Annotated in this window: 23 protein-coding genes and 1 riboswitch; of the genes, 10 read left to right on the plus strand and 13 right to left on the minus strand. The window is 65.6% G+C overall.

The features are described from left to right. Window positions 1–9 precede the first annotated feature (9 nt). From MRBLST15_RS15340 to pncA, 3 genes are all read left to right on the plus strand, one after another. Window positions 10–1,536, plus strand: coding sequence for a hypothetical protein (locus MRBLST15_RS15340; protein ID WP_367786605.1), 1,527 nt, complete (start codon window positions 10–12; stop codon window positions 1,534–1,536). A gap of 124 nt (window positions 1,537–1,660) precedes the next feature. Then, a riboswitch (cobalamin riboswitch) is annotated at window positions 1,661–1,875 on the plus strand. A gap of 141 nt (window positions 1,876–2,016) precedes the next feature. Further along, on the plus strand, window positions 2,017–2,685 hold the full coding sequence (locus MRBLST15_RS15345) for an epoxyqueuosine reductase QueH (RefSeq protein WP_367786607.1): 669 nt from the start codon (window positions 2,017–2,019) through the stop codon (window positions 2,683–2,685). 848 nt (window positions 2,686–3,533) lie between these two features. Continuing rightward, entirely contained in the window at window positions 3,534–4,178 is a 645-nt protein-coding gene (gene pncA, locus MRBLST15_RS15350; RefSeq protein WP_367786866.1) for a bifunctional nicotinamidase/pyrazinamidase, read from the plus strand. 87 nt (window positions 4,179–4,265) lie between these two features. Here the strand turns inward: pncA and purU are convergent, their stop codons facing one another. Next, complete coding sequence (gene purU / locus MRBLST15_RS15355; RefSeq protein WP_312110709.1) at window positions 4,266–5,117, minus strand: formyltetrahydrofolate deformylase; 852 nt, start codon at window positions 5,115–5,117, stop codon at window positions 4,266–4,268. A gap of 113 nt (window positions 5,118–5,230) precedes the next feature. Between purU and MRBLST15_RS15360 the strand changes: the two genes are divergently transcribed. Further along, window positions 5,231–6,139, plus strand: a complete 909-nt coding sequence (locus MRBLST15_RS15360) for a LysR family transcriptional regulator (RefSeq protein WP_367786609.1) — start codon at window positions 5,231–5,233, stop codon at window positions 6,137–6,139. A gap of 3 nt (window positions 6,140–6,142) precedes the next feature. Here MRBLST15_RS15360 and MRBLST15_RS15365 read toward each other — a convergent pair whose 3' ends face one another. From MRBLST15_RS15365 to MRBLST15_RS15375, 3 genes are all read right to left on the minus strand, one after another. Beyond that, entirely contained in the window at window positions 6,143–7,246 is a 1,104-nt protein-coding gene (locus MRBLST15_RS15365; RefSeq protein ID WP_367786611.1) for an NADH:flavin oxidoreductase/NADH oxidase, read from the minus strand. Between the two features lie 104 nt (window positions 7,247–7,350). Continuing rightward, complete coding sequence (locus tag MRBLST15_RS15370) at window positions 7,351–8,154, minus strand: NAD-dependent protein deacetylase (RefSeq protein ID WP_367786613.1); 804 nt, start codon at window positions 8,152–8,154, stop codon at window positions 7,351–7,353. Window positions 8,155–8,197: 43 nt separating this feature from the next. Beyond that, entirely contained in the window at window positions 8,198–8,608 is a 411-nt protein-coding gene (locus tag MRBLST15_RS15375; protein WP_089241503.1) for an acyl-CoA thioesterase, read from the minus strand. A 92-nt stretch (window positions 8,609–8,700) separates the two neighbouring features. Between MRBLST15_RS15375 and MRBLST15_RS15380 the strand changes: the two genes are divergently transcribed. Next, entirely contained in the window at window positions 8,701–9,336 is a 636-nt protein-coding gene (locus MRBLST15_RS15380) for a LysE family translocator (protein WP_100461880.1), read from the plus strand. A 143-nt stretch (window positions 9,337–9,479) separates the two neighbouring features. Here the strand turns inward: MRBLST15_RS15380 and MRBLST15_RS15385 are convergent, their stop codons facing one another. Continuing rightward, window positions 9,480–10,499, minus strand: coding sequence for a ribonucleotide-diphosphate reductase subunit beta (locus MRBLST15_RS15385; protein ID WP_025875781.1), 1,020 nt, complete (start codon window positions 10,497–10,499; stop codon window positions 9,480–9,482). A 128-nt stretch (window positions 10,500–10,627) separates the two neighbouring features. Next, window positions 10,628–13,039: a ribonucleoside-diphosphate reductase subunit alpha gene (locus MRBLST15_RS15390; RefSeq protein WP_265955513.1), complete on the minus strand. Its 2,412-nt coding sequence runs from the start codon at window positions 13,037–13,039 to the stop codon at window positions 10,628–10,630. 574 nt (window positions 13,040–13,613) lie between these two features. Between MRBLST15_RS15390 and MRBLST15_RS15395 the strand changes: the two genes are divergently transcribed. Then, window positions 13,614–14,450: a DUF2884 family protein gene (locus tag MRBLST15_RS15395; RefSeq protein WP_367786616.1), complete on the plus strand. Its 837-nt coding sequence runs from the start codon at window positions 13,614–13,616 to the stop codon at window positions 14,448–14,450. Window positions 14,451–14,679: 229 nt separating this feature from the next. On the opposite strand, the gene MRBLST15_RS15400 is transcribed toward MRBLST15_RS15395, so the two are convergent. From MRBLST15_RS15400 to MRBLST15_RS15410, 3 genes are all read right to left on the minus strand, one after another. Beyond that, the gene (locus tag MRBLST15_RS15400; protein ID WP_367786618.1) at window positions 14,680–14,940 is read right to left on the minus strand and encodes a hypothetical protein; all 261 of its coding nucleotides are present in this window, start codon (window positions 14,938–14,940) and stop codon (window positions 14,680–14,682) included. A gap of 152 nt (window positions 14,941–15,092) precedes the next feature. After that, window positions 15,093–16,193 carry a cell division protein ZapE gene (gene zapE / locus MRBLST15_RS15405; protein ID WP_088100770.1) on the minus strand — a complete coding sequence of 367 codons (1,101 nt, stop codon included), beginning with the start codon at window positions 16,191–16,193 and terminating at the stop codon, window positions 15,093–15,095. After that, entirely contained in the window at window positions 16,190–16,861 is a 672-nt protein-coding gene (locus tag MRBLST15_RS15410) for an alpha/beta hydrolase (protein WP_100554413.1), read from the minus strand. The genes zapE and MRBLST15_RS15410 overlap by 4 nt, the downstream gene beginning before the upstream one ends. Window positions 16,862–16,904: 43 nt before the next feature. Between MRBLST15_RS15410 and MRBLST15_RS15415 the strand changes: the two genes are divergently transcribed. Continuing rightward, window positions 16,905–17,762 carry an EamA/RhaT family transporter gene (locus MRBLST15_RS15415; protein WP_367786620.1) on the plus strand — a complete coding sequence of 286 codons (858 nt, stop codon included), beginning with the start codon at window positions 16,905–16,907 and terminating at the stop codon, window positions 17,760–17,762. Window positions 17,763–17,886: 124 nt separating this feature from the next. Here MRBLST15_RS15415 and MRBLST15_RS15420 read toward each other — a convergent pair whose 3' ends face one another. From MRBLST15_RS15420 to MRBLST15_RS15430, 3 genes are all read right to left on the minus strand, one after another. Further along, the gene (locus MRBLST15_RS15420) at window positions 17,887–19,326 is read right to left on the minus strand and encodes an ExeM/NucH family extracellular endonuclease (protein WP_265954791.1); all 1,440 of its coding nucleotides are present in this window, start codon (window positions 19,324–19,326) and stop codon (window positions 17,887–17,889) included. Between the two features lie 109 nt (window positions 19,327–19,435). Further along, window positions 19,436–19,954: a c-type cytochrome gene (locus MRBLST15_RS15425; RefSeq protein WP_088100772.1), complete on the minus strand. Its 519-nt coding sequence runs from the start codon at window positions 19,952–19,954 to the stop codon at window positions 19,436–19,438. A gap of 204 nt (window positions 19,955–20,158) precedes the next feature. After that, the gene (locus MRBLST15_RS15430) at window positions 20,159–20,767 is read right to left on the minus strand and encodes a TetR/AcrR family transcriptional regulator (protein ID WP_089241525.1); all 609 of its coding nucleotides are present in this window, start codon (window positions 20,765–20,767) and stop codon (window positions 20,159–20,161) included. 160 nt (window positions 20,768–20,927) lie between these two features. On the opposite strand from MRBLST15_RS15430, the gene MRBLST15_RS15435 reads away from it, so the two are divergent. Genes MRBLST15_RS15435 through MRBLST15_RS15445 form a run of 3 tightly spaced genes read left to right on the plus strand, consistent with a single transcriptional unit; the run spans window position 20,928 to window position 25,719 of the window. After that, window positions 20,928–22,091, plus strand: coding sequence for an isovaleryl-CoA dehydrogenase (locus MRBLST15_RS15435; protein WP_367786623.1), 1,164 nt, complete (start codon window positions 20,928–20,930; stop codon window positions 22,089–22,091). 8 nt (window positions 22,092–22,099) lie between these two features. Beyond that, a complete protein-coding gene (locus MRBLST15_RS15440) occupies window positions 22,100–23,710 on the plus strand; it encodes a carboxyl transferase domain-containing protein (RefSeq protein ID WP_265954799.1) in 1,611 nt (536 codons plus the stop codon). A 26-nt stretch (window positions 23,711–23,736) separates the two neighbouring features. Further along, window positions 23,737–25,719, plus strand: coding sequence for an acetyl-CoA carboxylase biotin carboxylase subunit (locus MRBLST15_RS15445; protein WP_367786625.1), 1,983 nt, complete (start codon window positions 23,737–23,739; stop codon window positions 25,717–25,719). Between the two features lie 24 nt (window positions 25,720–25,743). Here MRBLST15_RS15445 and MRBLST15_RS15450 read toward each other — a convergent pair whose 3' ends face one another. Continuing rightward, complete coding sequence (locus tag MRBLST15_RS15450) at window positions 25,744–26,907, minus strand: putative peptide maturation dehydrogenase (protein ID WP_367786627.1); 1,164 nt, start codon at window positions 26,905–26,907, stop codon at window positions 25,744–25,746. Window positions 26,908–26,965: the final 58 nt, after the last annotated feature.

A 26,965-nucleotide genomic window follows, 5' to 3' on the forward strand; every position in this document is an offset into this window, starting at 1 on the left:
GGGGATGACATGGCAACTTTTTTGGGAGGCGTGAGCGCCTCTGACTTTGAAAAGTACAAGGCCTGGGTGGTATCGCGTTTCGAATCAGTTGAAAAGCTGGCGAATGATACGATTTCTGAAAGGATTCCAGCATTGGAGTCCCGTATCACTCAAACTGCAAGCGAGTCCGCAGATGCAGCGTTCGAAGCTCTGCAAGCTGTCACCCATCGTCGCGAACAGCTTGAGAAGATTGTGGCGGAAATGGACGAAGCTCACGCCGAGATCGAACAGGCCAAGTCCGCGCTCGTTGCCACGATAGAAGACGTATCAAATCAACAGGCAGCCTTCTTGGCAAACGCGGCAAGTTTGCTGTCGACGTCAACTGAAGCGCTATCTCTGCATCAGTCTTTGCTGCTTACGGATGCACAGACACAGTCGGCGGCAGCCGACATACAAGGCCGCTTGGGTGAAGTACAGCTACTACTGGAACAAGCTCGCGCAATTCCAAGTGAACTTGAAGCCCTCAAGAAGACGGCACAAGATGCCAGCGCTGAGAGCGAGAACATCAAGAGCTTGCTCACGCACTCGATGAAAAGAAAGGGTGAGTTCGACGAACTGCACAAGGCTCTGTTTGGGCATGAGATTTTAGACGCTGAAGGGAACTCCCAGAGAGTTGACGGCTTACGAGATGAACTGAGCAAGACGTACAATTCGCTCAAGGGGGATCTCGAAAATCTCGATAAGACCGCTGCAGAAGCGATTGAGCGCGTGGAAGGAGCTCAGAGATTCACGAGAAGCGCACAGAATGATGAATTCAATTCAGTACTTGAGAAGGGAAAGGCTGATTTGAAAGATGTTTCCGATCAACTCACAGCACTATTGCCCGGCGCACTGGCGGCGGGACTCAGTGCTGCTTATGACAGCAAGAAAAATGAGGAAGCAAGCTCTCTCGCGACCCACGAGCGAAACTTCATGGCGGCCGTTTTCGGCTTGATTCTTATTTCACTAATCCCATTCGGAGTCGATGTTCATCTCCTTGCTCGCGGCGACGAATTGACTAAAGTTCTGCAAGGGACTCCACAACTAATTCTTGCCATCCTTCCGCTCTACTTCCCCGTACTCTGGATGGCATATTCATCAAATAAAAGACTTAACCTTTCCAAGCGACTGATCGAGGAATATACGCACAAATCAGTGCTCGGCAAGACGTTCTCCGGGCTCTCGAACCAGATTGAATCCCTTTCTCAGGAAGGCGGAGTGAAGGCCGAGCTCCGTACCCGTTTGCTATTCAATGTTTTGCAGGTCAGCGCCGAAAACCCCGGAAAGCTGATCACAGACTACAACAAGTCCGATCACCCATTGATGGACGTGCTTGAGAAGAGCACTCGTCTTTCCGAGTCCATTGATTCTCTGTCAAAGATTCCGGGACTATCCGCAGTCGCAAAGGCTCTCTCAGAACGACGAGATAGTCTGCTCCGCGAGCAGGCACAGAAAGTCGAAGAGGGTGTGGCAGTGAGCGGACAAATGGAAGAGAAGCCAGCCAGCACGCCAAGCTGATCTACGGAATCTTTGCTGATGGTGCCACGCTTGTCATGCTACGGGTTGGGGGAGGATGGGCAGAATCTTGCTGCCGTCGGAGGACCCTTGACTGGCGCCGCCAACGCGTCCACCGTAGGCGCGCCGAAGGTATCCCTGCCGTGGTCTGGATGACGACAGGGATTTAAACGGGAATCCGGTGAAGGTGCCTCGCGCGCCCATTCCGGAGCTGCCCCGCAGCGGTGAATGGAAACGAATCCTGCCAACAGCACTGGGCTCGCGCCTGGGAAGCGGCAGGTAGTAGGTGGGCTGCGGCCCGTGTCCATCAGCCCGAATACCGGCCCCGGCCGGGGGACTCGACCGTCCCCTGACTCGACCTGGAATCTCCGCGGGGAGGTTGCCGGGGCCATCGTCGTCCTGCGCGTGCAGGCTGCGTGGCCGCGCGCGTCCTGTTCACGGTTTCCGGCCAGACCCGTTGCCCACGCCAAGACGCACCCGACGATGACCGAGCTCCAACGCCCCACCCTGACTCTTCCCGACAACGGCCAGCGCCTGCTGCTGCATTCGTGCTGCGCGCCGTGCTCGGGCGAAGTGATGGAGGCGATCACCGCCTCCGGGATCGACTACGCGATCTTCTTCTACAACCCCAACATCCACCCGGTGAAGGAATACGAGCTGCGCAAGCAGGAGAACATCCGCTTCGCCGAACAGCACGGCATTCCCTTCATCGACTGCGACTACGACACCGACAACTGGTTCAGCCGTGCGCGTGGCATGGAGAATGAACCCGAGCGCGGCATCCGCTGCACGATGTGCTTCGACATGCGTTTCGAGCGCACCGCGCTGTACGCGCACGAACACGGCTACGACACCATCAGTTCGTCGCTGGGCATCTCGCGCTGGAAGAACATGGCGCAGATCAACGACTGCGGCGTGCGCGCCGCCTCGCACTACGAAGGCCTGCAGTACTGGGACTACAACTGGCGCAAGGGTGGTGGTGCCAGCCGCATGGTCGAGATCAGCAAACGCGAGCAGTTCTACCAGCAGGAATACTGTGGCTGCGTATATTCGCTGCGCGATGCCAACCGCCACCGCCGCGAGAACGGCCGCGAGCGCATCAAGATCGGCCTGCTGTATTACGGAGATGAGCCACAGCCCCTCAAGGACTAACGATTCCTCTCGCTAGAGACGCCAAAGAGACGCCAAAAATTAAAGAGCCCGCGATCAAAGATCGCGGGCTCTTTCCTTAATTACTTTTTGCTTGACGGCTTCGGGTTTCTTTCTCGCTGGGTGGTGCTTGGATGCTTCAAGGCATAGCGCTCTGTGACAAAGCGACCAGATACCGAGCTTCTATGGGCCGTAGTTCTTGAAGAAGACTTGCTAGTCATGATTATTCCTTTTTAGGGGTGGACGGAAGGAGCTGTGTCGTTCATGTCTCGAAGTACCTCACGAGGGGGAAGCCCCCTCGTGAGGTATGACGCTTAAGCCCCTGGGGCCGAGCGCCAGTGATTGCATACGCTCTCCCACTTCCCGAATCGGAAGCGAGAGTAGTTGCGTACGAACACCGTCTTCGGACGAGAATTCGACATGGCTACCTCCATTGAGTTGGAGGGTGCCTACTGGGACCGATCCGTCCATCCAATCCAAGAACAGAACAACTACTGTCCAAATCAATTGACAAGCTGTTATAATTCCCGGATTGTTCCAATCAAACCCGCTGCCAAGCGAAAGTCTGAATGAAGACTGAACGAGTGACGTACAGAGTGAAGCACCCGCAACTCCTTACGCCTCGGACCTGATTTAGGTTCTGAGGACGTTGCAGCGTCCAAGACCCTAAATTCTTATATATCAATGTTTTAAAGAGCCCCTCGGTCCCTTCAATGAGACCGGGGTGGATTTTTTTATCCAGTTCATAGTCTATCCTGAACAACCTGCAGATGTAAAGAGCTAGTGCATTTTTTGTGACGAAATCATCTAGTGAATACCAATCCAATGGTGTAGGGTCATAGAAATACGTGATTCAGCCAACACTCGATCATCTTGCAATAGCCGCTGATGTCGCCCTGCTGGTGATCGACCTGCAGCCGGACTTCATGCCCGGTGGCGCCCTCGCCTGCGAACAGGGCGATGCGCTGGTGGCGCCGATCACGGCACTGCTGGCCGAGCGCCGCTACCGCACCGTGGTCGCAACCCAGGACTGGCACCCGGCCGACCATGCCTCGTTTGCCAGCCAGCATCCGGGGCATCTGCCTTTTGAAGCGATCCTGCTGCACGCACAGCCGCAGACCCTGTGGCCGGACCACTGCGTGCAGGGCAGCGCGGGCGCCGCACTGCACCCGGGAGTGGACTGGACCGTGGCCGACCTGATCCTGCGCAAGGGCGCCCGCCAGCAGGTGGATTCGTACAGCGCGTTCCGCGAAAACCACGGCCCCGACGGCACGCGCCCGGCGACCGGACTGGCCGGCTGGCTGCACGAACGTGGAATCCGCGAGGTGCACGTGTGCGGGTTGGCACGCGATTACTGTGTGCTGTGGAGCGCGCAGGACGCGGTGAAGTCCGGCTTCCGGGTGAAGTTCCTGTGGGAGCTGACCCGCCCGGTGACCGATGCCAACGACGGCATGGTGCGCGAGGCCCTGGCGAAGGCGAGGATTGCGATCCTCTGACCCGCTTCCGCCGGGCATGGCCCGGCGCTACCCGTCGTCCGATCCTGGTAGCGCCGGGCCATGCCCGGCGAGCGGGCGACGCGGCCGTTACCTGAACACCACCGTGCGGTGCCCGTTGAGCAGGATGCGGTGCTCCACGTGGCGGCGTACCGCCCGCGCCAGCACCTGCGATTCGGTATCGCTGCCCAGCCGCACCAGCTCCCTCGGGGTCATCGCGTGGTCCACGCGGGCCACGTCCTGCTCGATGATCGGACCTTCGTCCAGATCCTCGGTGACGTAGTGCGCGGTGGCGCCGATGATCTTGACCCCGCGTGCGTGCGCCTGGTGGTACGGCTGTGCGCCCTTGAAGCTGGGCAGGAAGCTGTGGTGGATGTTGATTGCCCTGCCCGCCAGCGCACGGCACAGCGTGGGCGAAAGAATCTGCATGTAGCGCGCCAGCACCACCAGGTCGATGCGCTCGCGTTCGACCAGGTCGATGATCTGCTGTTCCTGGGCCGCGCGCGTGTCCGCGTTCACCGGCAGATGGTGGAACGGCACCTGATAGGACGCTGCCAGCGCTGCGAAGTCCGCATGGTTGGATGCCACTGCGGCGATATCCACCTTCAGCTGGCCGCTGTGTGCACGGAACAGCAGGTCGTTCAGGCAATGGCCCTGCTTGCTGACCAGTACCAGCAGGCGTGGCCGGCGGCGCCCGTCATGCAGCTGCCAGTCCATGCCGAAGTCCGCTGCCAGTGCGGCCATCGCGTTGTGCACGGTGTCCAGCGGCAGGCCCGCATCGCGGTCGAAGTGCACGCGCAGGAAGAAGCGGCCGCTCTCCTCGTCGCCGAACTGCTGGGCGTCGAGGATGTTGCAGCCGTGGTCGAACAACAGGCCCGACACGCGGTAGACGATGCCGGTGCGGTCGGGACAGGAGAGGGTGAGGATGGAATCGGGGCGCATGGCCCGAGTGTAGGGCAGCACCGTGGCGCAGTGGACGATGGTCACCGATGCAACCGACTGCTTGGTACAGACCCAAGCGATACTTGCCCTTCCGCATGGCAAGCTGGTCGGTCATGAACCTGTTGCAGCTCATCCGCAGCTTCACCCGCACCGCAGAGACCGGCAGCATTGCCGCTGCGGCACGCACCCTTGGCATCAGCGCCACCGCCGTGGGCCAGAACATCAACCGTCTGGAAGCCCACCTGGGCGTGCGCCTGCTGAACCGGAGTACGCGCCAGCTGGCACTCAGCGAGGCCGGCACGGTGTACCTGGCACAGGTGCGGCATCTCGAAGCCGATCTGGCACGCGCGCAGGCCATGGTCACCGGCGATGTCGAACCGGCCGGGCCCCTACGCATCGCCAGCAGCAGCGCGTTCGGCCGGCACGTGCTCGCACCATTGCTGCCGTCGCTGCAGCAGCGCTACCCACAGCTGCAGCTGGAACTGCGCCTGACCGACCGCGCCGTGCAGCACGGTGCCGAGGCGGTGGATGCAAGCATCCGCATCGGTGCGCAGCTGGAGGACGGGCTGGTAGCGCGGCCACTGGCACGTATCCCGTTCGTGTTCTGTGCGTCGCCGGCTTATCTGAAGGCCAGCGGCACACCGCTGGAACCGGCACAGCTGGCCGCCCATCGCGGCCTGCTGCACCGCTTTCCCACCGATGGCCGGCCGCTGCGCTGGGGCCTGCTGAGGGATGGCGAGCGGGTGGACGCGGTGCTGCCGCCGAGCATGGTCTGCGATGACATCGATGCGCTGGCCGAACTGGCCGCTGCCGGAGCCGGCATCACGCGGCTGGCCGCGTTCGTGGCCGAACCGTACCTGGGCGACGGGCGACTGCAGGCGGTGTTCGGGCCCGCCACCGAATGGAAGCCGGAGCCGATGGAGGTCTACTTCTGCGTCAGCGACCGCCGCGATTTCACCGCCAAGATCCGCGCGCTGTTCGAGCACCTGCAGGCCGGCCTGCCGCCGGCCTGGCAGGTGTAGTGCTCAGCGCGGACTGAACACGCCGCGGGCGTCGCGCGGCTCGCAGCGCAGGTACTGCGGCGCCGGCACCACGCTGTCACCCAGCGCCGCAGCGGCGTGCCACGGCCAACGCGGGTCGTACAGAATGCCGCGGGCCAGCGCGATGGCATCGGCCTGGTTGTGGCGCAGAATCGACTCGGCCTGCTGCGGCTCGGTGATCATGCCTACCGCGATCACCGGCATGCGCACCTTCTTGGCCTTGATCGCCGCCGCGAACGGCACCTGGTAGCCCGGGCCGACGCTGATCTTCTGGCGCTCGTGCAGGCCGCCGCTGGAGACATGCAGGAAATTGCAGCCACGCGCGTCCAGCACCTGTGCCAGCGCCTCGCTCTGCACGATGTCCCAGCCGCCCTCGACCCAGTCGCTGGCGGAAATACGCACGCCCACGGCGACCTTGTCCGACACCGCGGCACGCACCGCGTCGAACACTTCCACCAGCATCCGCAATCGGTTCGGCAGCGAGCCGCCGTAGCCATCGGTGCGTCGGTTGCTCAGCGGCGACAGGAACTGGTGCAGCAGATAACCGTGCGCGGCATGGATCTCGATCAGCTCGAAGCCCAGGCGCTCGGCGCGCACTGCGCTGGCGGCGAAGGCAGCAACGACTTCGGCGATGCCGGCCTCGTCCAGTTCCTGCGGCGCCGGATCGGCGGCATGGAACGGCAGCGGCGACGGTGCAACCGTGGCCCAGCCGCGCGCATCGTCGGCCGGCAGCTGGCCACCGCCATCCCACGGGCGCGCCGTAGAGGCCTTGCGGCCGGCATGGGCCAGCTGCACACCCAACGGCATCTGCGACCAGCGGCGAACGCTGGCCAGCACCTGCGCCAGTGCCGCTTCGGTGCCGTCATCCCACAGGCCCAGGTCGGCCCAGCTGATGCGGCCTCGCGCTTCGACCGCGGTGGCCTCCAGGATCAGCAGGCCCGCACCGGACTGCGCCAGGTTGCCCAGATGCATGGCGTGCCAGTCGCTGGCGCGGCCGTCTTCGGCGGAGTACTGGCACATCGGCGCGACGACGATGCGGTTGGACAGGGTCAGGGGGCCGAAGGAGATCGGCGAAAACAGCTGGCTCACGGCAGTGGGGGTGCATCAAAGGGGGTGCGTATTGCACCGCTGCGCGGCCGATAGATCAACCGTGTGGGTGGATCGCTGTTTCGTGGGAAGGCGCAGCCGATGTGTCAGCGCACCCAGCCGGCCAGCGCTTCGGCGCAATCACGCTCGTCCTTGAACTGCAGCAGGTCGTCGGCGCGGGTGCGGCCACGGTTCAGCGCGGCCACCGGCAGGCCAGCCTTGGCTGCGGCCTGCACGAAGCGGAAGCCGGAATAGACCATCAGCGAGGAGCCCACCACCAGCACCGCATCCGCCTGCTGCAGGTGCCCATGCACCGCATCCACGCGCTCACGTGGCACGTTCTCGCCGAAGAACACCACGTCCGGCTTCAGCAGGCCGCCGCAGTACGGGCAGTCCGGCACCGCGAACGCCGAGAAGTCGGTTTCCAGGTCGGCGTCGCCGTCGGGCGCGATACCGGCCTGCAACGATTCCCAGCCGGGGTTGGCGTCCAGCAGCTGCTGCTGGAAGGCCTCACGCTCGCTGCGACGTTCGCAGCCCATGCAGCGCACCAGGTCCAGGCGACCGTGCAGGTCGATTACGTTGCAGCTGCCGGCACGCTGGTGCAGGCCATCCACGTTCTGGGTCAGCAGCACCTGCAGCTTGCCGCTGTCTTCCAGTGCGGCCAGCGCCTGATGCGCGCCGTTCGGCCGGGCCCGGCCGAAGCGCGGCCAGCCCAGCAGGCTGCGCGCCCAGTAGCGCTGGCGGGTGGCGGCCTCGCCCATGAAGGCCTGGTAGGTCACCGGCGGCGTGCGCTTCCACTGGCCATCGGCATCGCGGTAATCGGGAATGCCCGAAGCGGTGCTGCAGCCGGCGCCGGTCAGCACGAACAGGCGCTGGGCGCGGTCGATGAAGTCGGTGAGCGGCAGGGTCATGGCAGCCAGATGGGGACGCGCGGGCGCCCCCGCAAGCATCGGCTCAGGCCGCCGGCGCGCCGGGCAGCTGCGGCACGGTCACCGGGTGGCCATCCTCGCCCAGGGCGATCATCACGAAGTGGCCGCGGGTGCACAGCTTGCGCTCGCCGCTGTGCAGGTCCTCGGCGATCAGTTCCACCTCGACCTTCATCGAGCTGCGGCCGACCTCGACGATGCGGCCGATGGTCTCCACCATCTGGCCGATGCGGATCGGCAGCTTGAAATCGACCTGGTCGCTGCGCGCGGTCACCACGGTGCGGCGCGAATAGCGGGCGGCGGCCAAGAAGGCGGCCTTGTCCATCCATGCCAGTGCCTGGCCACCGAACAGGGTGCCCATGTGGTTGGTGTGGTTGGGAAAGACGATTTCGGCCATGCGCACTTCGGTCGGCGGCACGGTCTCGGGGATGGGGGTCATGGGGGCGGTTCGGGTGTGGGGTAAGACGGATTTTAAGGCAGGTGGCGTGCAGGCGGCGCTACACTTCGGCACCCCCACTGCGTGAAACCGCCATGCCCGCCACCTCCGACCTGCTGGCCTTCGCCCTTGTCTCGCTGGCCATGGTGCTGACGCCCGGGCCGAACATGATCTACGTGATCTCGCGCTCGATCTGCCAGGGCCGCGTGGCCGGGCTGATCTCGCTGGGTGGGGTCGCGCTGGGCTTCGTGTTCTACATGCTGTGCGCGGCGCTGGGCATCACCGCGCTGCTGATGACCGTGCCGTTCGCCTACGACGCGCTGCGCATCGGCGGCGCGCTGTACCTGCTGTACCTGGCCTGGCAGGCACTGAAGCCGGGCGGCCGCTCGCCGTTCGCGGTGCGTGACCTGCCGGTGGACGGCCCGCGCAAGCTGTTCGCGATGGGCTTCCTGACCAACGTGCTGAACCCCAAGGTCGCGGTGATGTACCTGTCGCTGCTGCCGCAGTTCCTGCACCCGGACAGCGAGGGCAGCGTACTGATGCAGTCGCTGGTGCTCGGCTCCACCCAGCTGCTGGTCAGCGTGAGCGTGAACGCGGTGATCGCGATAATGGCCGGCAGCATCGCCGGCTTCCTGGCGGCCCGTCCCACCTGGCAGGCGGTGCAACGGTGGTTCATGGGCACGGTGCTGGCCGGGTTGGCCGTGCGCATGGCGGTGGATGGGCGGCGATAGCGCCGGGCTATGCCCGGCCGATTGCGCACGGCGCCCTGAAAAACTTCCGCGCTGCGCGCTCGCCGGGCGTGGCCCGGCGCTACCGTAAAAACGAAAAACCCCGGCGTTGGCCGGGGTTTTCGCGACAGGCCTGATTGGATCGATCAGAAGTTCATGTCGAAGGCGACTTCGCCCTTCACGCCCACCTGGTAGGCCGAGGCGCGGCGTTCGAAGAAGTTGGTCAGTTCCTGCACGTCCTGCAGTTCCATGAAGCTCAGCGGGTTGCGCACGTTGTACTTGCGCTCCATGCCCAGGCGATGGAAATGGTTGTCGGCGCAGTGCTGCAGGTACTGGCGCATGTCACGGGTGGAAATGCCCGCCACGCCACCGGACAGCACGTCCTCGGCAAACTGCACTTCACACTCGATGGCTTCGGCCAGCATGTCGTAGACATCCTGCTTCATCTTGTCGTCGAACAGGTCCGGCTCTTCCTCGCGGATCACGTCCACGCACTCGAAGGCGAATTCCATGTGCGCGCTCTCGTCGCGGAACACCCAGTTGGTGCCCGAGGCCAGGCCGTTGAGCAGGCCGCGCGAACGGAAGTAGTACACGTAGGCGAACGCAGCGAAGAAGAACAGGCCCTCGATGCACGCAGCGAAGCAGATCTGGTTGAGCAGGAACTGGCGGCGCTCTTCGCGTGTCTCGATGCGCTTCAGGTCCTGGATCGAGTCGATCCACTTGAAGCAGAAATCGGCCTTCTTCTTGATCGAGTCGATGTTCTCCACCGCAGCGAAGGCTTTGACGCGCTCGTCCGGATCCGGCAGGTAGTTGTCCAGCAGGGTCAGGTAGAACTGCACGTGCAGCGCTTCTTCATACAGCTGGCGCGACAGGTACATGCGCGCTTCGGGCGCGTTCAAGTGCTGGTACAGGTTCAGCACCAGGTTGTTGGACACGATCGAATCGCCGGTGGCGAAGAACGCGACCAGGCGGTGGATCAGGTGACGCTCGCCCGGCGACATCTTGCTGTGCAGGTCGCTGATGTCGATCTGGAAGTTGATCTCTTCCACCGTCCAGGTGTTCTTGATCGCATTCCGGTACATGTCATAGAACTGCGGGTAGCGCATCGGGCGCAGGGTCAGTTCAAAACCGGGATCGAGCAGCATCTGCTTGGGCTTGTCGGCCATGGGTGTTTCCTTGAATTCCTGGGTGAGCGGCCGGGCATGGCCCGGCGCTACCGTGGGTGTCTCTCTGCAGCCGAGCATGGCTCGGCTCTACAGGCATGAGGTGCCGGCGATCGCCGGCACGGCGCGTCTTACTGGCAGGCCTCGCAGGCTTCCGGGTTCTCCAGCGAGCAGGCGATGGCCTCTTCCGGGCTGAACACCTTCTCCGGGCCGGCGGTGGCCACGTGGCTGACGGTGGTCTTGGCGATCTTGGTGGCCGGACGCGAACGCAGGTAGTAGGTGGTCTTGATGCCCTGCTTCCAGGCGTACATGTACATGGACGACATCGCGCCGATGCTCGGGCTTTCCATGAACAGGTTGAGCGAGGCGGACTGGTCGATGAAGGCACCACGGTCGGCGGCCATGTCGATCAGCGAGCGCATCGGCAGTTCCCATGCGGTGCGGTAGACGTGGCGCAGCGTCTCCGGAATCTGGGTGAGAGCCTGGATCGAACCGTCGGCCAGCTTGATCGCATCGCGCATTTCCGGGGTCCAGTGGCCAAGCTTCTTCAGCTCGTTCACCAGGTAACGGTTCACCTGCAGGAAGTCACCGGACAGGGTCTCACGCTTGAACAGGTTGGACACCTGCGGTTCCACGCACTCGTAGCAGCCGGCGATGGAGGCGATGGTGGCGGTCGGGGCAATCGCGATCATCAGCGAGTTGCGCAGGCCGTGTTCCTTGATGCGCTCACGCAGGGCGTCCCAGCGAGCGGCATCTTCCGGCACCACGTTCCAGGCATCGAACTGCAGCTCGCCGCTGGCCGCACGGGTGTCGGCGAAGGACGGGTGCTTGCCACGTTCCTGGGCCAGTTCCACCGAGGTTTCCAGCGCGTGGAAGTAGATGGTCTCGGCGATCTTCTTCGACAGCGCGCGGGCTTCGGCGCCATCGAACGGCAGGCGCTTGCGGAAGAACACGTCCTGCAGGCCCATGCAGCCCAGGCCGACCGGACGCCAGCGCAGGTTGCCGCGACGTGCCGATTCGATCGGGTAGAAGTTCAGGTCGATCACGCGGTCCAGCTGGCGCACGGCCAGGCGCACGGTGTCGGCCAGCTTGTCGAAATCGAACTCGCCGTTGCCGTCGAAGTGGTTGCCCAGGTTGATCGAACCCAGGTTGCACACTGCGGTTTCTTCGGCCGAGGTGACTTCCAGGATCTCGGTGCACAGGTTGGACAGGTGGATCACGTTGCCGGCGCGCAGGGTCTGGTTGCTGGCGCGGTTGCACTTGTCCTTGAAGGTCATCCAGCCGTTGCCGGTCTCGGCCAGGGTGCGCATCATCCGCGAGTACAGCTTGCGTGCGGAGATGGTGCGGTTGGCCTTGCCCTGTGCCTCGGCCTGCAGGTAGGCAGCCTCGAAGGCTTCACCGAACAGGTCGGTGAATTCGGGCACCACGCGCGGATCGAACAGCGACCATTCCTGGTCCGACTCGACACGCTTCATGAACAGGTCGGGGATCCAGTTGGCCAGGTTCAGGTTGTGCGCACGACGCGATTCGTCGCCGGTGTTGTCACGCAGCTCGAGGAAGTCCTCGATGTCAGCGTGCCAGGTTTCCAGGTACACACAGGCCGCGCCCTTGCGCTTGCCGCCCTGGTTCACCGCAGCCACCGACGAATCCATGGTCTTCAGCCACGGCACGATGCCGTTGGAATGGCCGTTGGTCGACTTGATCAGCGAGCCACGCGAACGCACGCGGGTGTAGCTGACGCCGATGCCGCCGGAGAACTTGGACAGCTGGGCGATGTCGCCGTACTTGGAGTAGATCGATTCCAGCGAATCCTGCGGCGAGTCCAGCAGGAAGCACGAGGACAGCTGCTCGTGGGTGGTGCCGGAGTTGAACAGGGTCGGGCTGGACGGCAGGTAGTCCAGGTTGCCCATGCGCTTGTACAGCGCCAGGGTTTCCGGCACGTCCTCGCTCAGCGCGCTGGCGATGCGCAGGAAGAACTGCTGCGGGGTCTCGATCACCTTGCGGGTGTGCGGATGGCGCAGCAGGTAGCGGTCGTACAGGGTACGCAGGCCGAAGTAATCGAAGTTCAGGTCCAGCGAGATGTCGATGGCATCGTTGAGCTTGCGTGCGTTGGTCTGCACGAAGTTCAGCAGGCGGTCGTTGATCAGGCCCACTTCGTGGCCACGACCCACCGACTGCGAGAACGCGTGGATTTCCTGGTTGGACACTTCCTTGGCGATGAAGTTGGCCAGCAGGCGCGCGGCCAGGCGGCCGTACTCGGGTTCTTCGCCGATCAGCAGCGCCGCGGTGCGGATGGACAGTTCGTCCAGCTCCTGGGTGGTGGCGCCGTTGTACAGGCCGGAAATGGTGCGGGTGGCCACGCGCATCGGATCGACGGCGTGCAGGCCTTCAGAGGAACGCTGCACCGCGCGGACGATCTTGTTCAGATCCACCAGCTCGGTCGTGCCATTGCGCTTGGTCACACTCATCGCGTTGGACGTCGGCGGCGACGTCAACAGGAACTCGCTTTCCTTCTCGATGGTGGCGCTGGTCTCGGTGGTCACGGCGTGTGTCCTCTTGGCGTGATGGATGGTGGCTCGGAGCATCGGGTGACGCGGCCCGGGACATGACAGCCCAGGGTGGCAGGCCGGTGTCGCAGGAAGTGAGACCCTGCGCCTGTGGCTGCCGCTGGCAGTGCTGACCGGTGCCGCTGCGGGCATGGAGGGCGTATCACCGGAGGGTCCGGCGATCCATTCCATGGACCCGGCGGCTTGGGGTCCCCACAACCGACAGCCACAAGATAGTGGGGGTAGTTGGGTCCGTCAACGCCAAATGTAGTGAAATTCGTCAATCCCTTGCGCCGCAAGGATCGTGCCATCGGCGCCCGGTTTGGACGCTTTGGACCTGCTGGAACGGGCTGCGCAGTCAAGCCCGAAAGGCGTCATTGCGGTGGTACAACGCACCGCGAAAACGGAACAATGACAGCTTCACATGACAGTGATGAAACTGGCTAGGGACAACCCTGTGGATAGGTGGTGGGCAGCCGGTGGGAATCCGGTGGACGGGTGACTTCCGGCCGGTGACGCCCGCGCGCTGGCGGCGGATGCTGGCCGCCCGCTCCCGGAAAAGGATGCTCCGATGCACCTGCGGTTGCCCGCGCTGGCCCTGCTGCCTGCCCTGTTCATTGCCCCGGCGCTGGCCGCCGAGGGGCCGGACCTGCGTTCGGACCAGTGCGGCATCCATACCGACTACGACGTGCTGGTGGACAGCGGCGGCATCTGGCTGCGGCATGGCCCGCAGGCGCCGCATGAAGTGGTGTTCCACGACGGCGAACTGAGCCTGGACGGCAGGATGGTCACGGTCAGCGCCGCCGACGCCGCCCGCCTGCGGCAGATGGAAGCCGGTGCGCGCCAGCTGATGCCGGCGGCCACCGCGCTGGCCCACGAAGTCTCCGGAGTCACCTTCGATGCGCTGGACGCCGCCTTCGAGGCCATCACCGGCAAGTCCCGCAATCGCCAGATGCGCGCGATGCGTGGCGAGATGCAGGAGTGGATCGACGCCAGCCTGGGCCGTGGCTACTGGGAACAGGACGCCTTCGGCGACGGCTTCGACGCGCACATCGAGCAGATGGCCGAGACAATGGCCGGGTCGATGACCCGCAGCGTGCTGTGGCAGGTGTTCACCGGCCGCGCCGGGGCCATGGAGCGCCGCGCCGACCGCCTCGATGCGGAAGTCGACCGCCGCATCGAAGCACGCAGCCAGCAGCTGGAGGCCAAGGCGATGGCACTGTGTCCGCTGGTGCAGTCACTGGCCGCGACCCATGACGCGCTGGAGGTGCGCTACCAGGGGCAGCCGCTGCGGTTGCTGGAGCGCGGCGAGAGCGTACGGGTGGAGCACGACAGCGGCTCGGGGCTGCATATGTCGGCCGGGCCGGATGAGCGGCCGCGTGACAACGCTGTGGCACCTTCCCGATAGCTGCGCGGCGCTGCTGTAGAGCCGAGCCCATGCTCGGCTCCCTTTCGGCACATCGTCCAGAAGCAGCCGAGCGCGGGCTCGGCTCTACAGTAAACCGCCCTCACGCCCGGTGCGGGGTACCCAGGTATTCCGCGCTCTGCATCTCGATCAGGCGCGAGGCGGTGCGCGCGAACACGGAATTTCTGACTGCTGGTGCCAGAGGAATCTGGGGCTTCTACACATGAGCAGACTACGCTTCGATCAACCCCAGCGATTCACCCAAGCCTTCAACAAACCCGGCCTGCTCCCCTGAATACTCCATCGCGATGCTTTCAAACTGCACGCACAAAGATGATTTGGACTCCACATCCATCATTTGCAATGTCGAAGCCAATCGTTCGAGCCCCTGCACTGCAGCATCTGGATCCAATACGTCATCCGTCGAAAACTCGAGGAAGATGGCAAGCTCAACGATCGCTCGCGCAACGTGCTTGTTGATTTCCTGACTCACGAATCACCTTTACTTGTACAGGCACTTCCCAGCGCGCAGTTGAATCATTCTGGACCTGGCACGTCAGGTAGAGCCGAGCATGGGCTCGGTTGCCTTTCGGCACATCATCCAGAAGCAGCCGAGCGTGGGCTCGGCTCTACAGTAAACCGCCCTCACGCCCGGTGCGGGGTACCCAGGTACTCGGCGCTCTGCATTTCGATCAGGCGCGAGGCCGTGCGCTCGAACGCGCCCTGCAGGCGGGTACCGGTGTACAGCTCCACCGGTGAAGTACTGGCGGTGCAGACCAGGTTGACGTGGCGGTCGTACAGTTCGTCGATCAGGTTGACGAAGCGGCGCGCGGCATCCTCGTTCAACCGGTCGAAGGCCGGAATGCCGCCCAGCAGCACGGTGTTGAACTCGTGCGCGATCTCGATGTAGTCCGACGGCCCACGCGGCCCTTCACACAGGGCGGCGAAGTCGAACCAGGCAATGCTCTTGCCACGCGCGCGCACCGGGATCTTGCGGCTCTCGATCTCGATGTTGCCAGCCTTGGCCGGTTGGCCGCCACTCAGTTCGCCCCAGCGCGTGGCCAGCCAGGCGTCACTGTCGGCGGCCAGCGGCGCGCGGTACACCGGCGAACGGGTCAGCGCGCGCATGCGGTAGTCCTCGGTGCCCTCGGCGTACAGTTCCACGCAGTAGCGCTGCAGCAGGCCGATGGCCGGCATGAAGCTCTCGCGCTGCAGGCCGTTGAGGTACAGGTTTTCCACCGCCGTGTTGGAGGTGGTGACCAGGGTCACGCCCTCGGCGAACATCCGCTCCAGCAGGCGCGCCAGCAGCATGGCATCGCCGATGTCGGTGACGAAGAATTCGTCCAGCACCAGCACGCGCAGGTTGCTGCGCCATTCCTGGGCGATCTTCGCCAGCGGGTCGCTCTGGCCCTGGTGCTCGCGCAGGCGCTCGTGGACGCTACGCATGAAGCGATGGAAGTGGGTGCGGTACTTCTGCTTGATCGGCAGGCCGTCGTAGAACAGGTCGACCAGGAAGGTCTTGCCGCGGCCGACGCCGCCCCAGAAGTACAGGCCCTTGACCGGCTCGGGTTTCTTCCAGAACGAGGACAGGCGGTCCAACCAGCCATCCTCGGCGCTGTCCACCAGGGCCAGGTGGATCCTGTCCAGCTCGGCCAGGGCCGCATGCTGGGCCGGGTCGTTCTGCCAATCGCCGCGTTCCACCCCGGCCGCATAGCGCTGCGTCGGGGTCAGTTCCACCTCGCTCATGCCGCCGTGCCCAGCCAATGCTTGACGCCATGGGTGAGCGCGCCGCGCAGGTCGATCAGCTTGCGGTGGAAGAAGTGGCTGGTGTCCGGCATGCGCACCAGCTCATGCGGCGCATCGAGGGTGTCCAGCCACTGGTAGACGGCCTGCGGGTCGACGATTTCATCCTGCTCGCCCTGGATCACCAGCCAGCGCGCCGGCGGCGTGATGCCGCCGAAGTCCCAACGGCCCGCCGGCGGCGCGATCGAGATCAGCGCTTCGGGCTGCAGCTCGGCGGCGGCCTTCAGCGAAACGAACGCACCAAAGCTGAAGCCGGCCAGCCACAGGCGGTCGTCCGGGCGCTGCTGGCGGACCCAGGCGGTGACGGCCTTCAGGTCCTCCTGCTCGCCCACGCCGTGGTCGAATTCACCGGCAGAACCACCGACGCTGCGGAAGTTGAAGCGCACCGTGGCGATGCCCAGCTCGCGCAGGGTGGTGGCGGTCATGGTGACCACCTTGTTGTGCAGGGTGCCGCCTTCGGTGGACAGCGGATGGCAGATGACGGCCACGATCGGCTGCACCGGCACATCGGCCTTGGGCAGGTCGACGAGCACTTCCAGCGGGCCAACCGGGCCTTCCAGTGAGATGCAGGCGGTTTCGCCGGGGGCGACGGGGAACGAGGGCTTGTGCATGGCACCATGATAGCGTCCCCCGCCGCTGCCCTGTGCCCGCCCCATGCTCTACCTGTCCCTGGCCGTGATCTGCAGTGTGCTGGTTTCGGTGGTGTTGAAGCTGGCTGGTCGTCGCCAGCTGGATGTTGCGCAGATGGTGACCTGGAACTATCTGGTCGCCGCGACGATGACGGCGGTGGTGCTGCAGCCGCCGCTGGAGGCCTTGCGCGCACCGCATGCACCGTGGGTGTCACTGCTGGCGCTGGCGGTGGTGCTGCCCTCGATCTTCCTGGTACTCGGCCGCGCGGTAGCGGTGGCCGGCATCGTCCGCAGCGACGTGGCACAGCGCTTGTCGCTGCTGCTGTCGCTGGCGGCGGCGTTCCTGTTCTTCGGGCAGACCGCCACGCCTTGGAAGCTGGTTGGGCTGGGTCTGGGCCTGCTGGCGATGGTGGCCATCAGCCTGCGTCCACGCGGCCCGGCAGTGGCCGCTTCCGCCGGCGGTTGGGGCTGGTTGCTGGGCGTATGGGCGGGCTTTGCGGTGGTGGATGTGCTGTTGAAGCAGGTGGCGCTGTCGGGCACGCCGTCGATGGCGGCAGTACTGGCCAGTTTCAGCGTGGCCTTCGTGCTGATGCTGGCACTGCAGCTGTGGCGGCATTTCAGTGGGCGCAGCCGCCTGGCCTGGCGCAACCTCGGTGCGGGCGCGCTGCTGGGCCTGCTCAACGGCGGCAACATCCTGTTCTACGTGCATGCGCACCAGTCGATGCCGGAAAGCCCGGCCACCGTGTTCGCCGGCATGAACATCGGCGTGGTGGTGCTGGGTGCGCTGGTGGGCGTGTTCGCCTTCGGCGAGGCGACCACGCGCTGGAACCGTGCCGGCCTGGCGCTGGCGGTGCTGGCGATTGGCTTGATCGCCTGGGGGTAAGTCCGCCCGGGGTCGGATCCCATTCCAACGGAATGGGCTCTGATCCCTGCGTTTGAGACCCCGCGATGCATTGGGGTCAGAGCCCATTCCGTTGGAATGGGATCCGACCCCGGTGTTGGCTTACTTACTTACCGAAACCCAGCAGCAGCGGGTCGTGGTCGGAGCTGCGCCACGGGCCCTGCACGTTGCGGCCCTGGTAGCCGCTGGCGTCCTGCTCGTCGGCGTTGCTGTGCCACTCGGCGGCGCCACGCAGGCGCTTGGCCATCGTCGGGCTGAGCAGCGCGTGATCGAGGCGGCCGGTATAGCCGTTGTAGACGTAGCTGTAGGGCTGTTCGACCTTGGCCACCTTGAAGGCATCCTGCCAGCCCAGGTCGTGCAGGGTGCGGATCGGATCTTCCATGGCGTAGGCGTTGAAGTCGCCCATCAGCACCACGTCCGTCACCTTCATGCGCGCGGCTTCGGCCTGCACCCAGGTGTTGAGCTGCCTGGCCGATTCCACACGCGTGGCGTTCCAGCAGCCCTGCCCGTCATTGCGGTCGGCGTCGGCGCCGCTGGCCTCGCGGCAGCCCTTGGACTTGAAGTGGTTGGCGACCACCATGAATGGCGCGCCCTTGCCCTGGAACGCCTGCGCCAGCGGTGCACGGCTGTGTTCGACGAAGGGACCGTCGAGCTTGGTCAGCGGCTTGCCGAGCGGCTTGAATTCGCTCCTGCGGTAGATGATGCCGACGCGGATCGGATTGCTGCCGGGGCCTTCACCGGCATCGACGAACGCCCACTGCTTGTCGGCCGCGAGACCGACATTGAGTGCGTTTACCAGTTCAGCGATGGCCGACTGCGGGCCGTAGCCGTCGTTCTCCAGTTCCATCAGCGCGGCGATATCGGCGCCCAGCGCGTTGACGGTGGCGACCAGCTTGCCGACCTGCGCCTTGTGCTCGTCCAGCGTGCGCGCGCCGCGCAGGGTCGGGAATCCGCCGCCCTGGCCGTCGCCATTGAAGAAGTTCTCCAGGTTGAAGGCGGCGATATGCAGGCTGCCGGGCACGCTCGGCACGGCCGGCCGCTGCAGTTCCGGCAGCTTCAATGTGCCATCGACCTGCAGGCTGGGGCGGCCCTGCGCATCGACGCGCACGGTGCCTTCCACGTTGCGCAGCTGCATGCCGGTACGCAGCACCGGGTTGCCCGGTAGATAGGCGACGCTGGCCGGGTCACGTGCATCGCTGCCGTCGTCCAGCACCAGGCGGCGGCGCTGGTTGTCGGCCATCACCTGTTCGATACCGGCACTGCCGGGCACGGCCACTTCGGTCGGCTGCCACAGGCGACCATCGAAGGCGACGGTGAGCTGGCCGAAGCGCTCCAGGCCATCGGTGCCGGCCAGGGTAAGCGGCGCGGCGATGCGCACGTGCTGGCCCTCCAGTGCACGCCAGTCGGCCGGCGCGGCGGCCAGGGTGACGGTGGCCGGGCTGCGCGGCGCGGTCGCCGTGGTCGGCGCAACCTGCGGCTGGGCCTGGGCGAAAGCGGATGCCGGCAGGAGCAGGGACAGGGCAAGGGCGAGGGAACGGCGACGCATCGACAGACGACTCCACGGAAGAGGCGCACAGACTAACCCTGAAATGCGAAACCCCGCCTGCGCAGCGGGGTTTCGGCCTTGGTGGGCAAAGGGGGTGCTGCGGCGCCCGTTATTTCAGATTGCCCAGCATCCAGTCCACGGTCGCGTGGATCTGCTCTTCGGTGAGCGCCGGGTTGCCGCCCTTGGGCGGCATGATGCCGCCGTCGGGGCCGGTGTAGCCCTCGATGGCGTGCTTGTAGAGGGTGTCCTTGCCCTGCGCCAGGCGCTTGTCCCAGTGCGAGTGGTCCAGCGTCGGCGCCATGCCCACGCCGGTGGTATGGCAGGCGGTGCACAGGTTGTCGAAGATCACCTTGCCGTCCTTGGTACCGCCGTAGGCCACCTGCGAAGCGGCCTTGGCCAGCGCGGCGGCATGCGCTGCAGCCTGTGCGGCCGCGCCGGTACTGCCTGCGTACACCGCGCCGGTGGGCGAAATGCGCTGTTCGGTGCGTTTGGCGGCGGTAGGCGACACCTCGGGCGGAATCCGGGTGTGGATGAACGCGGCCAGGAGGATCAGACCGAGGGTGATGGCCATCAACAGCGCGATCACCATGGAGAAGCGTTTCAGGAACTCCAGATCGTAATTCCGCACTCTTCGTTACCCCTGGCTGATAGTCGTTGGACCACGGCTGAGCGACTGCGTGATGGGCCGAGTATAGAACGCACGCCGCGCCCGACAACAGGCGTCAGGGCTGGTGCGGCGCAGCATGCGCCGTGGCCGCATGCGGGTAGTGCCGGGCCGCGCCCGGCGAGCGCGAAGCGCGGCAGAAGCCGCCGGGCATGCGCAACAACAGCATCACCCTGCGCCAACAGCCCGCAGGCAGAAACTGCAGATGGCCTCGACCAGGGCATCTTCGTCGCGGTGCGCTTCGCGGCTGGGCGCGGTGGGGCCGACCATCGCTTCGGTGAAGGCCCCCACCAGGCAGGCGGCGGCAGCATGCGCGTCCTGCGCCGGCAGTTCACCGGCCGCCACGCCCTCCTCCACCAGGCGCAGGAACACGTCACCGAAGGCACGGCGGCCGCGCATGCGCTCGGCTTCCACGTCCGGGTCCACCGGCTCGACGATGAAGGCGTGGGCCAGGCCCGGGCCGGCAAGGGCACGGCGGACAAAGGCGGTGATGGCCTGGCGCAGGCGCACGCTGGCCGGCTCCGGCGCACTGGCGATGCGCTCCATGATCGCCACCTCGTGGGCCACGGCGGCGTTGAGCACTTCCACGAACAGCTCGGCCTTGGACGGGAAGTGGCGGTAGATCAAGCCGGTGGAGACCCCGGCCTGGGTTGCCACGGCCGTTACCGGCGCATTGCGCCAGCCGCCAGTGGCGACCAGTTCGCGGGTGGCCAGCAGGATCCGTTCACGGGCCCCGGCCAGGCGTTCTTCCATCAATGCTGAGCGTTTATAGGCCATGTTCTGAGTCTAGTTTCAATTTTTGAATTTGTGTTCACTTCTTACCCGAACCCCGCTACGCTGGGGTCCAATCGCCCGTGCGGGCTGCTGCTGTGAACAGCGGCCCGCTTCCCCCTTCCGGGTGCGTCCATTCCCCACCTTCCCTCGTGGAGCCATCGCAATGCACGTGCCATCCCTGAACTTCGACCTCGGCGAAGATATCGACCTGCTGCGCCAGAGCGTGGCCCATTTTGCCGCTGCCGAGATCGCGCCGCTCGCGGCCGAGACCGATGCGACCAACCAGTTCCCGTTGGCACTATGGCCCAAGCTGGGCGAGCAGGGCCTGCTGGGCCTGACCGTGGAAGAGGAATACGGCGGCACCGGCATGGGCTACCTGGCCCACGTGGTGGCGATGGAAGAAGTCTCGCGTGCTTCTGGTGGCATCGGCCTCTCCTACGGTGCGCACTCGAACCTGTGCGTGAACCAGCTGCGCAAGAACGGCACCGAGGCGCAGAAGCAACGTTTCCTGCCGGACCTGTGCAGCGGCGCCAGGATCGGTGCGCTGGCGATGAGCGAACCCGGCGCGGGTTCGGACGTGGTATCGATGAAGCTGCGCGCGGACAAGCGCGGTGACCGCTACGTGCTCAACGGCAACAAGATGTGGATCACCAACGGCCCCGACGCCGACGTGCTGGTGGTCTACGCCAAGACCGATGTCGAGGCCGGTGCCAAGGGCATCACCGCCTTCCTGATCGAGAAGGGCATGAAGGGTTTCTCCACCGCGCAGAAGCTGGACAAGCTGGGCATGCGCTCCTCGCCCACCTGCGAACTGGTGTTCCAGGACTGTGAGATTCCCGAAGAGAACGTGCTGGGTACGGTCGGCGGCGGTGTACGCGTGCTGATGTCCGGCCTGGACTACGAGCGCGTGGTGCTGTCCGGCGGCCCGCTTGGCCTGATGGCCGCCGCGATGGACGTGGTGATGCCGTATGTGCACGAACGCCATCAGTTCGGTGAGCCGATCGGCAGCTTCCAGCTGATCCAGGCCAAGATCGCCGACATGTACGTGGGCCTGGGTGCCTGCCGCGCCTATGTGTATGCGGTGGCGCGCGCCTGCGACCAGGGCCGCACCACCCGCCAGGATGCGGCCGGCGCGATCCTGTACGCCGCCGAGAAGGCGACCTGGCTGACCGGCCAGGCGATCCAGATCCTTGGCGGCAACGGCTACATCAACGAATACCCGACCGGCCGCTTGTGGCGCGACGCCAAGCTGTATGAAATCGGCGCCGGCACCTCGGAGATCCGCCGCATGCTGATCGGCCGCGAACTGTTCCAGCGCACCCTGTAAGGCACCCCATGAGCATCCTAGGCAGCCAGCTGCAACCGGGCAGCGATACGTTTGAAAGCAACCGCGCTGCGATGCAGGCCGTGGTCGACGACCTGCACGCCACCCTCGCCCGCACCGCCCTGGGCGGCAGCGAAGCAGCGCGCGCCAAGCACACCGCGCGCGGCAAGCTGCTGGTGCGCGACCGCATCGATGCCCTGCTCGACCCGGGCAGTGCGTTCCTGGAAGTCGCGCCGCTGGCCGCGCACGGCATGTATGACGACGCGGTGCCCGCTGCTGGCGTGGTCGCCGGCATTGGCCGCGTCAGCGGTGTGGAGTGTGTGATCGTGGCCAACGATGCCACGGTCAAGGGCGGCACCTATTACCCGGTGACGGTGAAGAAGCATCTGCGTGCGCAGGAGATCGCCGAGCAGAACCACCTGCCGTGCATCTACCTGGTCGACTCCGGTGGCGCCTTCCTGCCGCTGCAGGATGAGGTGTTCCCCGACCGCGACCATTTCGGCCGCATCTTCTACAACCAGGCCAATCTCTCCGCGCAGGGCATTCCGCAGATCGCCTGCGTGATGGGCAGCTGCACCGCCGGTGGCGCCTATGTGCCGGCGATGAGCGACGAGACGGTGATCGTGCGCGAGCAGGGCACGATCTTCCTCGGCGGCCCGCCGCTGGTGAAGGCGGCCACTGGTGAAGTGGTGACGGCCGAAGAACTGGGCGGTGCCGATGTGCACACGCGCATTTCCGGCGTGGCCGACCACATGGCCGACAACGACCTGCAGGCACTGGCACGGGTACGCGCGATCATCGCCCAGCTCAACTGGCGCAAGCCCGAAGCAGCAATGGCGCTGCAGCCGGTGGAAGAACCGCTGCTGCCAGCGCACGAACTGTACGGGGTGATCCCGGCCGATACGCGCAAGCCCTACGACGTGCGCGAAGTGATCGCGCGGCTGGTCGACGGCTCGCGTTTCGACGAGTTCAAGCCGCGCTATGGCGCCACGCTGGTGACCGGCTTCGCCCATCTGCATGGCTATCCGATCGGCATCATCGCCAACAACGGCATCCTGTTCTCCGAGTCTGCACTGAAGGGCGCGCACTTCATCGAGCTGTGCACCCAGCGCAACATCCCGCTGGTGTTCCTGCAGAACATCACCGGCTTCATGGTCGGCCGCAAGTACGAACAGGGCGGCATCGCCAAGGACGGCGCCAAGCTGGTGATGGCGGTGGCCTGCGCCAAGGTGCCCAAGTTCACCGTGGTGATCGGCGGCTCGTTCGGTGCCGGCAACTACGGCATGTGCGGTCGCGCGTACTCGCCCAACTTCCTGTGGATGTGGCCCAACGCACGCATCGGCGTGATGGGCGGCGAACAGGCGGCCAGCGTGCTGGCCACGGTCAAGCGCGATGGCATCGAAGCCAAGGGCGGGCAGTGGCCGGGCGAGGAAGAGGAGGCGTTCAAGGCACCGATCCGCGACCAGTTCGAACAGCAGGGCCACCCGTATTACGCCAGTGCGCGGCTGTGGGACGACGGTGTGATCGATCCGGTCGATACCCGCCGGGTATTGGCCCTGGCCCTGTCGGCCAGCCTCAACGCTCCCCCGCAGCAGACGCGCTTCGGCGTGTTCCGCATGTGACCTGTGCCATGACCGAGTCTGTTGCCATGTTCAGCAAAGTCCTGATCGCCAACCGCGGCGAGATCGCCTGCCGCGTCATCGCCACCTGCCGTCGCCTCGGCATCGCCACCGTGGCGGTGTATTCCGATGCGGACCGCAATGCACGCCATGTGCGCCTGGCCGACGAGGCCATCCACATCGGTCCCGCCGCCGCGCGCGAGAGCTATCTGCGCAGCGATGCCATCCTTGATGCCGCACGCCGCACCGGCGCGCAGGCCATCCATCCCGGCTACGGCTTCCTGTCCGAGAACGCCGACTTCGCCGACGCCTGCGTCGCGGCGGGAATCACCTTCATCGGCCCGCCCGCCAGTGCGATCCGCGCGATGGGCGACAAGAGCGCGGCCAAGGCCTTGATGGCCAGGGCCGGCGTGCCGCTGACGCCGGGCTACCACGGCGACCAGCAGGCGCCGGAGTTCCTGCGCACCCAGGCCGATGGCATCGGCTACCCGGTGCTGATCAAGGCCAGCGCCGGCGGCGGCGGCAAGGGCATGCGCAAGGTCGAGCGCAGCGAGGACTTCGTCGATGCGCTGGCCAGCTGCCAGCGCGAGGCGGCCTCGGCGTTCGGCAACGACCACGTGCTGGTCGAGAAGTATGTCGAGCGCCCGCGCCACATCGAGATCCAGGTATTCGGCAGTGGTCATGGCGAGGCGGTGTATCTGTTCGAGCGCGACTGCTCGGTGCAGCGTCGCCACCAGAAGGTGCTGGAAGAAGCGCCGGCCCCGGGCATGAGCGCCGACCGCCGCGCCGCGATGGGCAAGGCCGCCGTCGATGCCGCGCGCGCGGTGGGCTACGTTGGTGCGGGCACGGTGGAGTTCATCGCCGGTCCGGACGGCGATTTCTATTTCATGGAAATGAACACCCGCCTTCAGGTCGAACACCCGGTCACCGAGTTCATCACCGGTACCGACCTGGTGGAATGGCAGCTGCGCGTGGCCGCCGGCCAGCCGCTGCCCAAGCGCCAGGACGAACTGACCATCCACGGCCATGCGCTCGAAGCGCGCTTGTACGCCGAAGATGCCGACCGTGGCTTCCTGCCGTCCACCGGCACCCTGCGCCGCCTGCGCCTGCCGACCCCGTCGGCGAACGTGCGGGTGGATACGGGGGTAGAGGAAGGCGACAGCATCACCCCGTACTACGATCCCATGATTGCCAAGCTGATCGTCTGGGACGTGGACCGCGACGCTGCGCTGCGGCGCATGAGCCAGGCCCTGGCCGACTGCCAGGTGGTGGGCGTGACCACCAATGCCGGCTTCCTGCGCCGCCTGCTGCACACTGATTCGTTCGCCAACGCAAAGCTGGATACCGCGCTGATCGAGCGTGAGCAGGCCGCACTGGCGGTGACCGGTGACGGTGAGCAGGCGCTGTGGGAACTGGCAGCGATCGCCGCCGTGGTGAGCACACCGGTCGCTACCACCGATGTGCGCGACCCGCATTCGCCGTGGCAGGCACAGGATGGCTGGCGGCTGGGCGCGCCGGCCGCACGCGTGGTGCCGCTGCAGCAGGGAGAGCGGGCGCACACGCTGAAGGTGTGGGCCACGGCCGATGGCTGGCGCGTGCAGTGCGATGACGCCGCGCCGAAGCAGGTTGTCGGCCGTGTCGATGGCCACACCCTGTCGGTGCAGCTGGACGCGCGTCGCTGGCGGTTGCAGCTGCAGCGCGACGGCGACCAGCTATACCTGTTCGGCGACGATGGCCAGCACCGCTTCACCCTGCACGACCCGGTGGGCGAATCGGAACAGGCCAGCGCCGACGCCGGCAGCCTGCTGGCACCGATGCCCGGCAAAATCGTGGCAACGCTGGTGGCGGCAGGCACGCAGGTGAAGCGCGGCACGCCGCTGGTGGTGCTGGAAGCGATGAAGATGGAGCACACCCTGCAGGCACCGGTCGATGGCACGGTGAAGGGTTATCGCGCCAAGGCCGGTGACCAGGTGGGAGATGGTGCAGTGCTGGTGGATTTCGAAGCGGCGTGATCCCGTCCGGTCACGCGTTGTCGATCAACGCGTGACCGGCCACACCTGGCCAAGCGGGTCCAGTTCGGCCGTCACCCGCTCCGCTGCACGCCAGCCAACGCCACAGACCGCCAATACGCCCTCGGCCATCGGCTGCAGGCCAAGCGCCCGCTCGGCCTCGGCCTCGTTGATCGCTGCGGTGACGAATGCGCCCAGCCCCTGCGCGGTTGCCGCGCTGTAGATCGCCTGCGATACGTGGCCAGCATCCAGAGTGAGCGCGCGATAGGCCTTGGCATGGCCGCGGTACTTCCAGAACATGCGCTCGAAGCGGCATACCAGGATCAGCTGCACCGGCGCGTTGGCGAACCAGTGCTGACCCGCCAGCAGGCGTTGGCAGAAGCTGTCCAGGTCGCCGGGCGGTACCGCTATCGGGCCCAGTTCGTGTGCGGTGGCATGGTAGTGGTAGAGGCCCGGTGGCAGCCCTTCCACGTTGCGCGCCACCACATACGCTTCCAATGGATGCAGGCTGCCGGCCGACGGAATGTTCTTCTTCAGGAAACGCACCCCCGGTTCGGTTTCCACGTGCGCCTGCGCCATCAGCACCTGCTGCAGCAGCCGGGCCAGCATCGGCAACGGCACAGCGCGCGCATCGTCGAAATTGCGGCAGGTCGCACGCGCCTGCAGCTGCGCCTGCATCGGGTCGTCATCGCAGCGCGGCAAGGGCCGCGCATCGGACCGACGGGCCGGCGCTTCGGCGGGCGGCGGGCCGAAGCTGCGCACCAGGTCCTGCGCGGTCATCAGCTGGCTGCGCTCCATGTCGCCGACACTGTCCACGCCATCCCACCGCGAGTGCTGGTAGTGCAGCGCCGATAGCGGCCACCATTGGCTGTCACGTACCTGCTGTTCGACCGCTGCTGCCCCGGCATGCGCCGGATCGTCGCTGACCAGCAGCCCCTGCTCCAGCAGCGCCAGCACACGCTGCCGTGCCTGCGGCTCTGTCGGTAGTGGCTGCCACTGCTCCGCGCTGCACTGGAGCAGCCACAGGCAGCTGACCGCGTCGACCGTGCATGGCGACGGCAGATGTGCGGCGCGTACCTGCAGGGATTGTTCGAAGCCAACGCCACTGCCGCCGGCAAGCAGCGCATCCAGGTCGAAATGCGCCCGCTCCACCGGTTCGACGATCATCGTCCTGCAGCGACGGAAGTTCATTCGATGCGCATCCGGAAGCGTGGGTGGCCGGCGATGATAGCGTGGTGGCCGACACGCA

This window comes from Stenotrophomonas sp. LST15-1-1.1 (genome assembly GCF_040815575.1).
GTDB classification, from domain to species: Bacteria; Pseudomonadota; Gammaproteobacteria; order Xanthomonadales; family Xanthomonadaceae; genus Stenotrophomonas; species Stenotrophomonas lactitubi_B.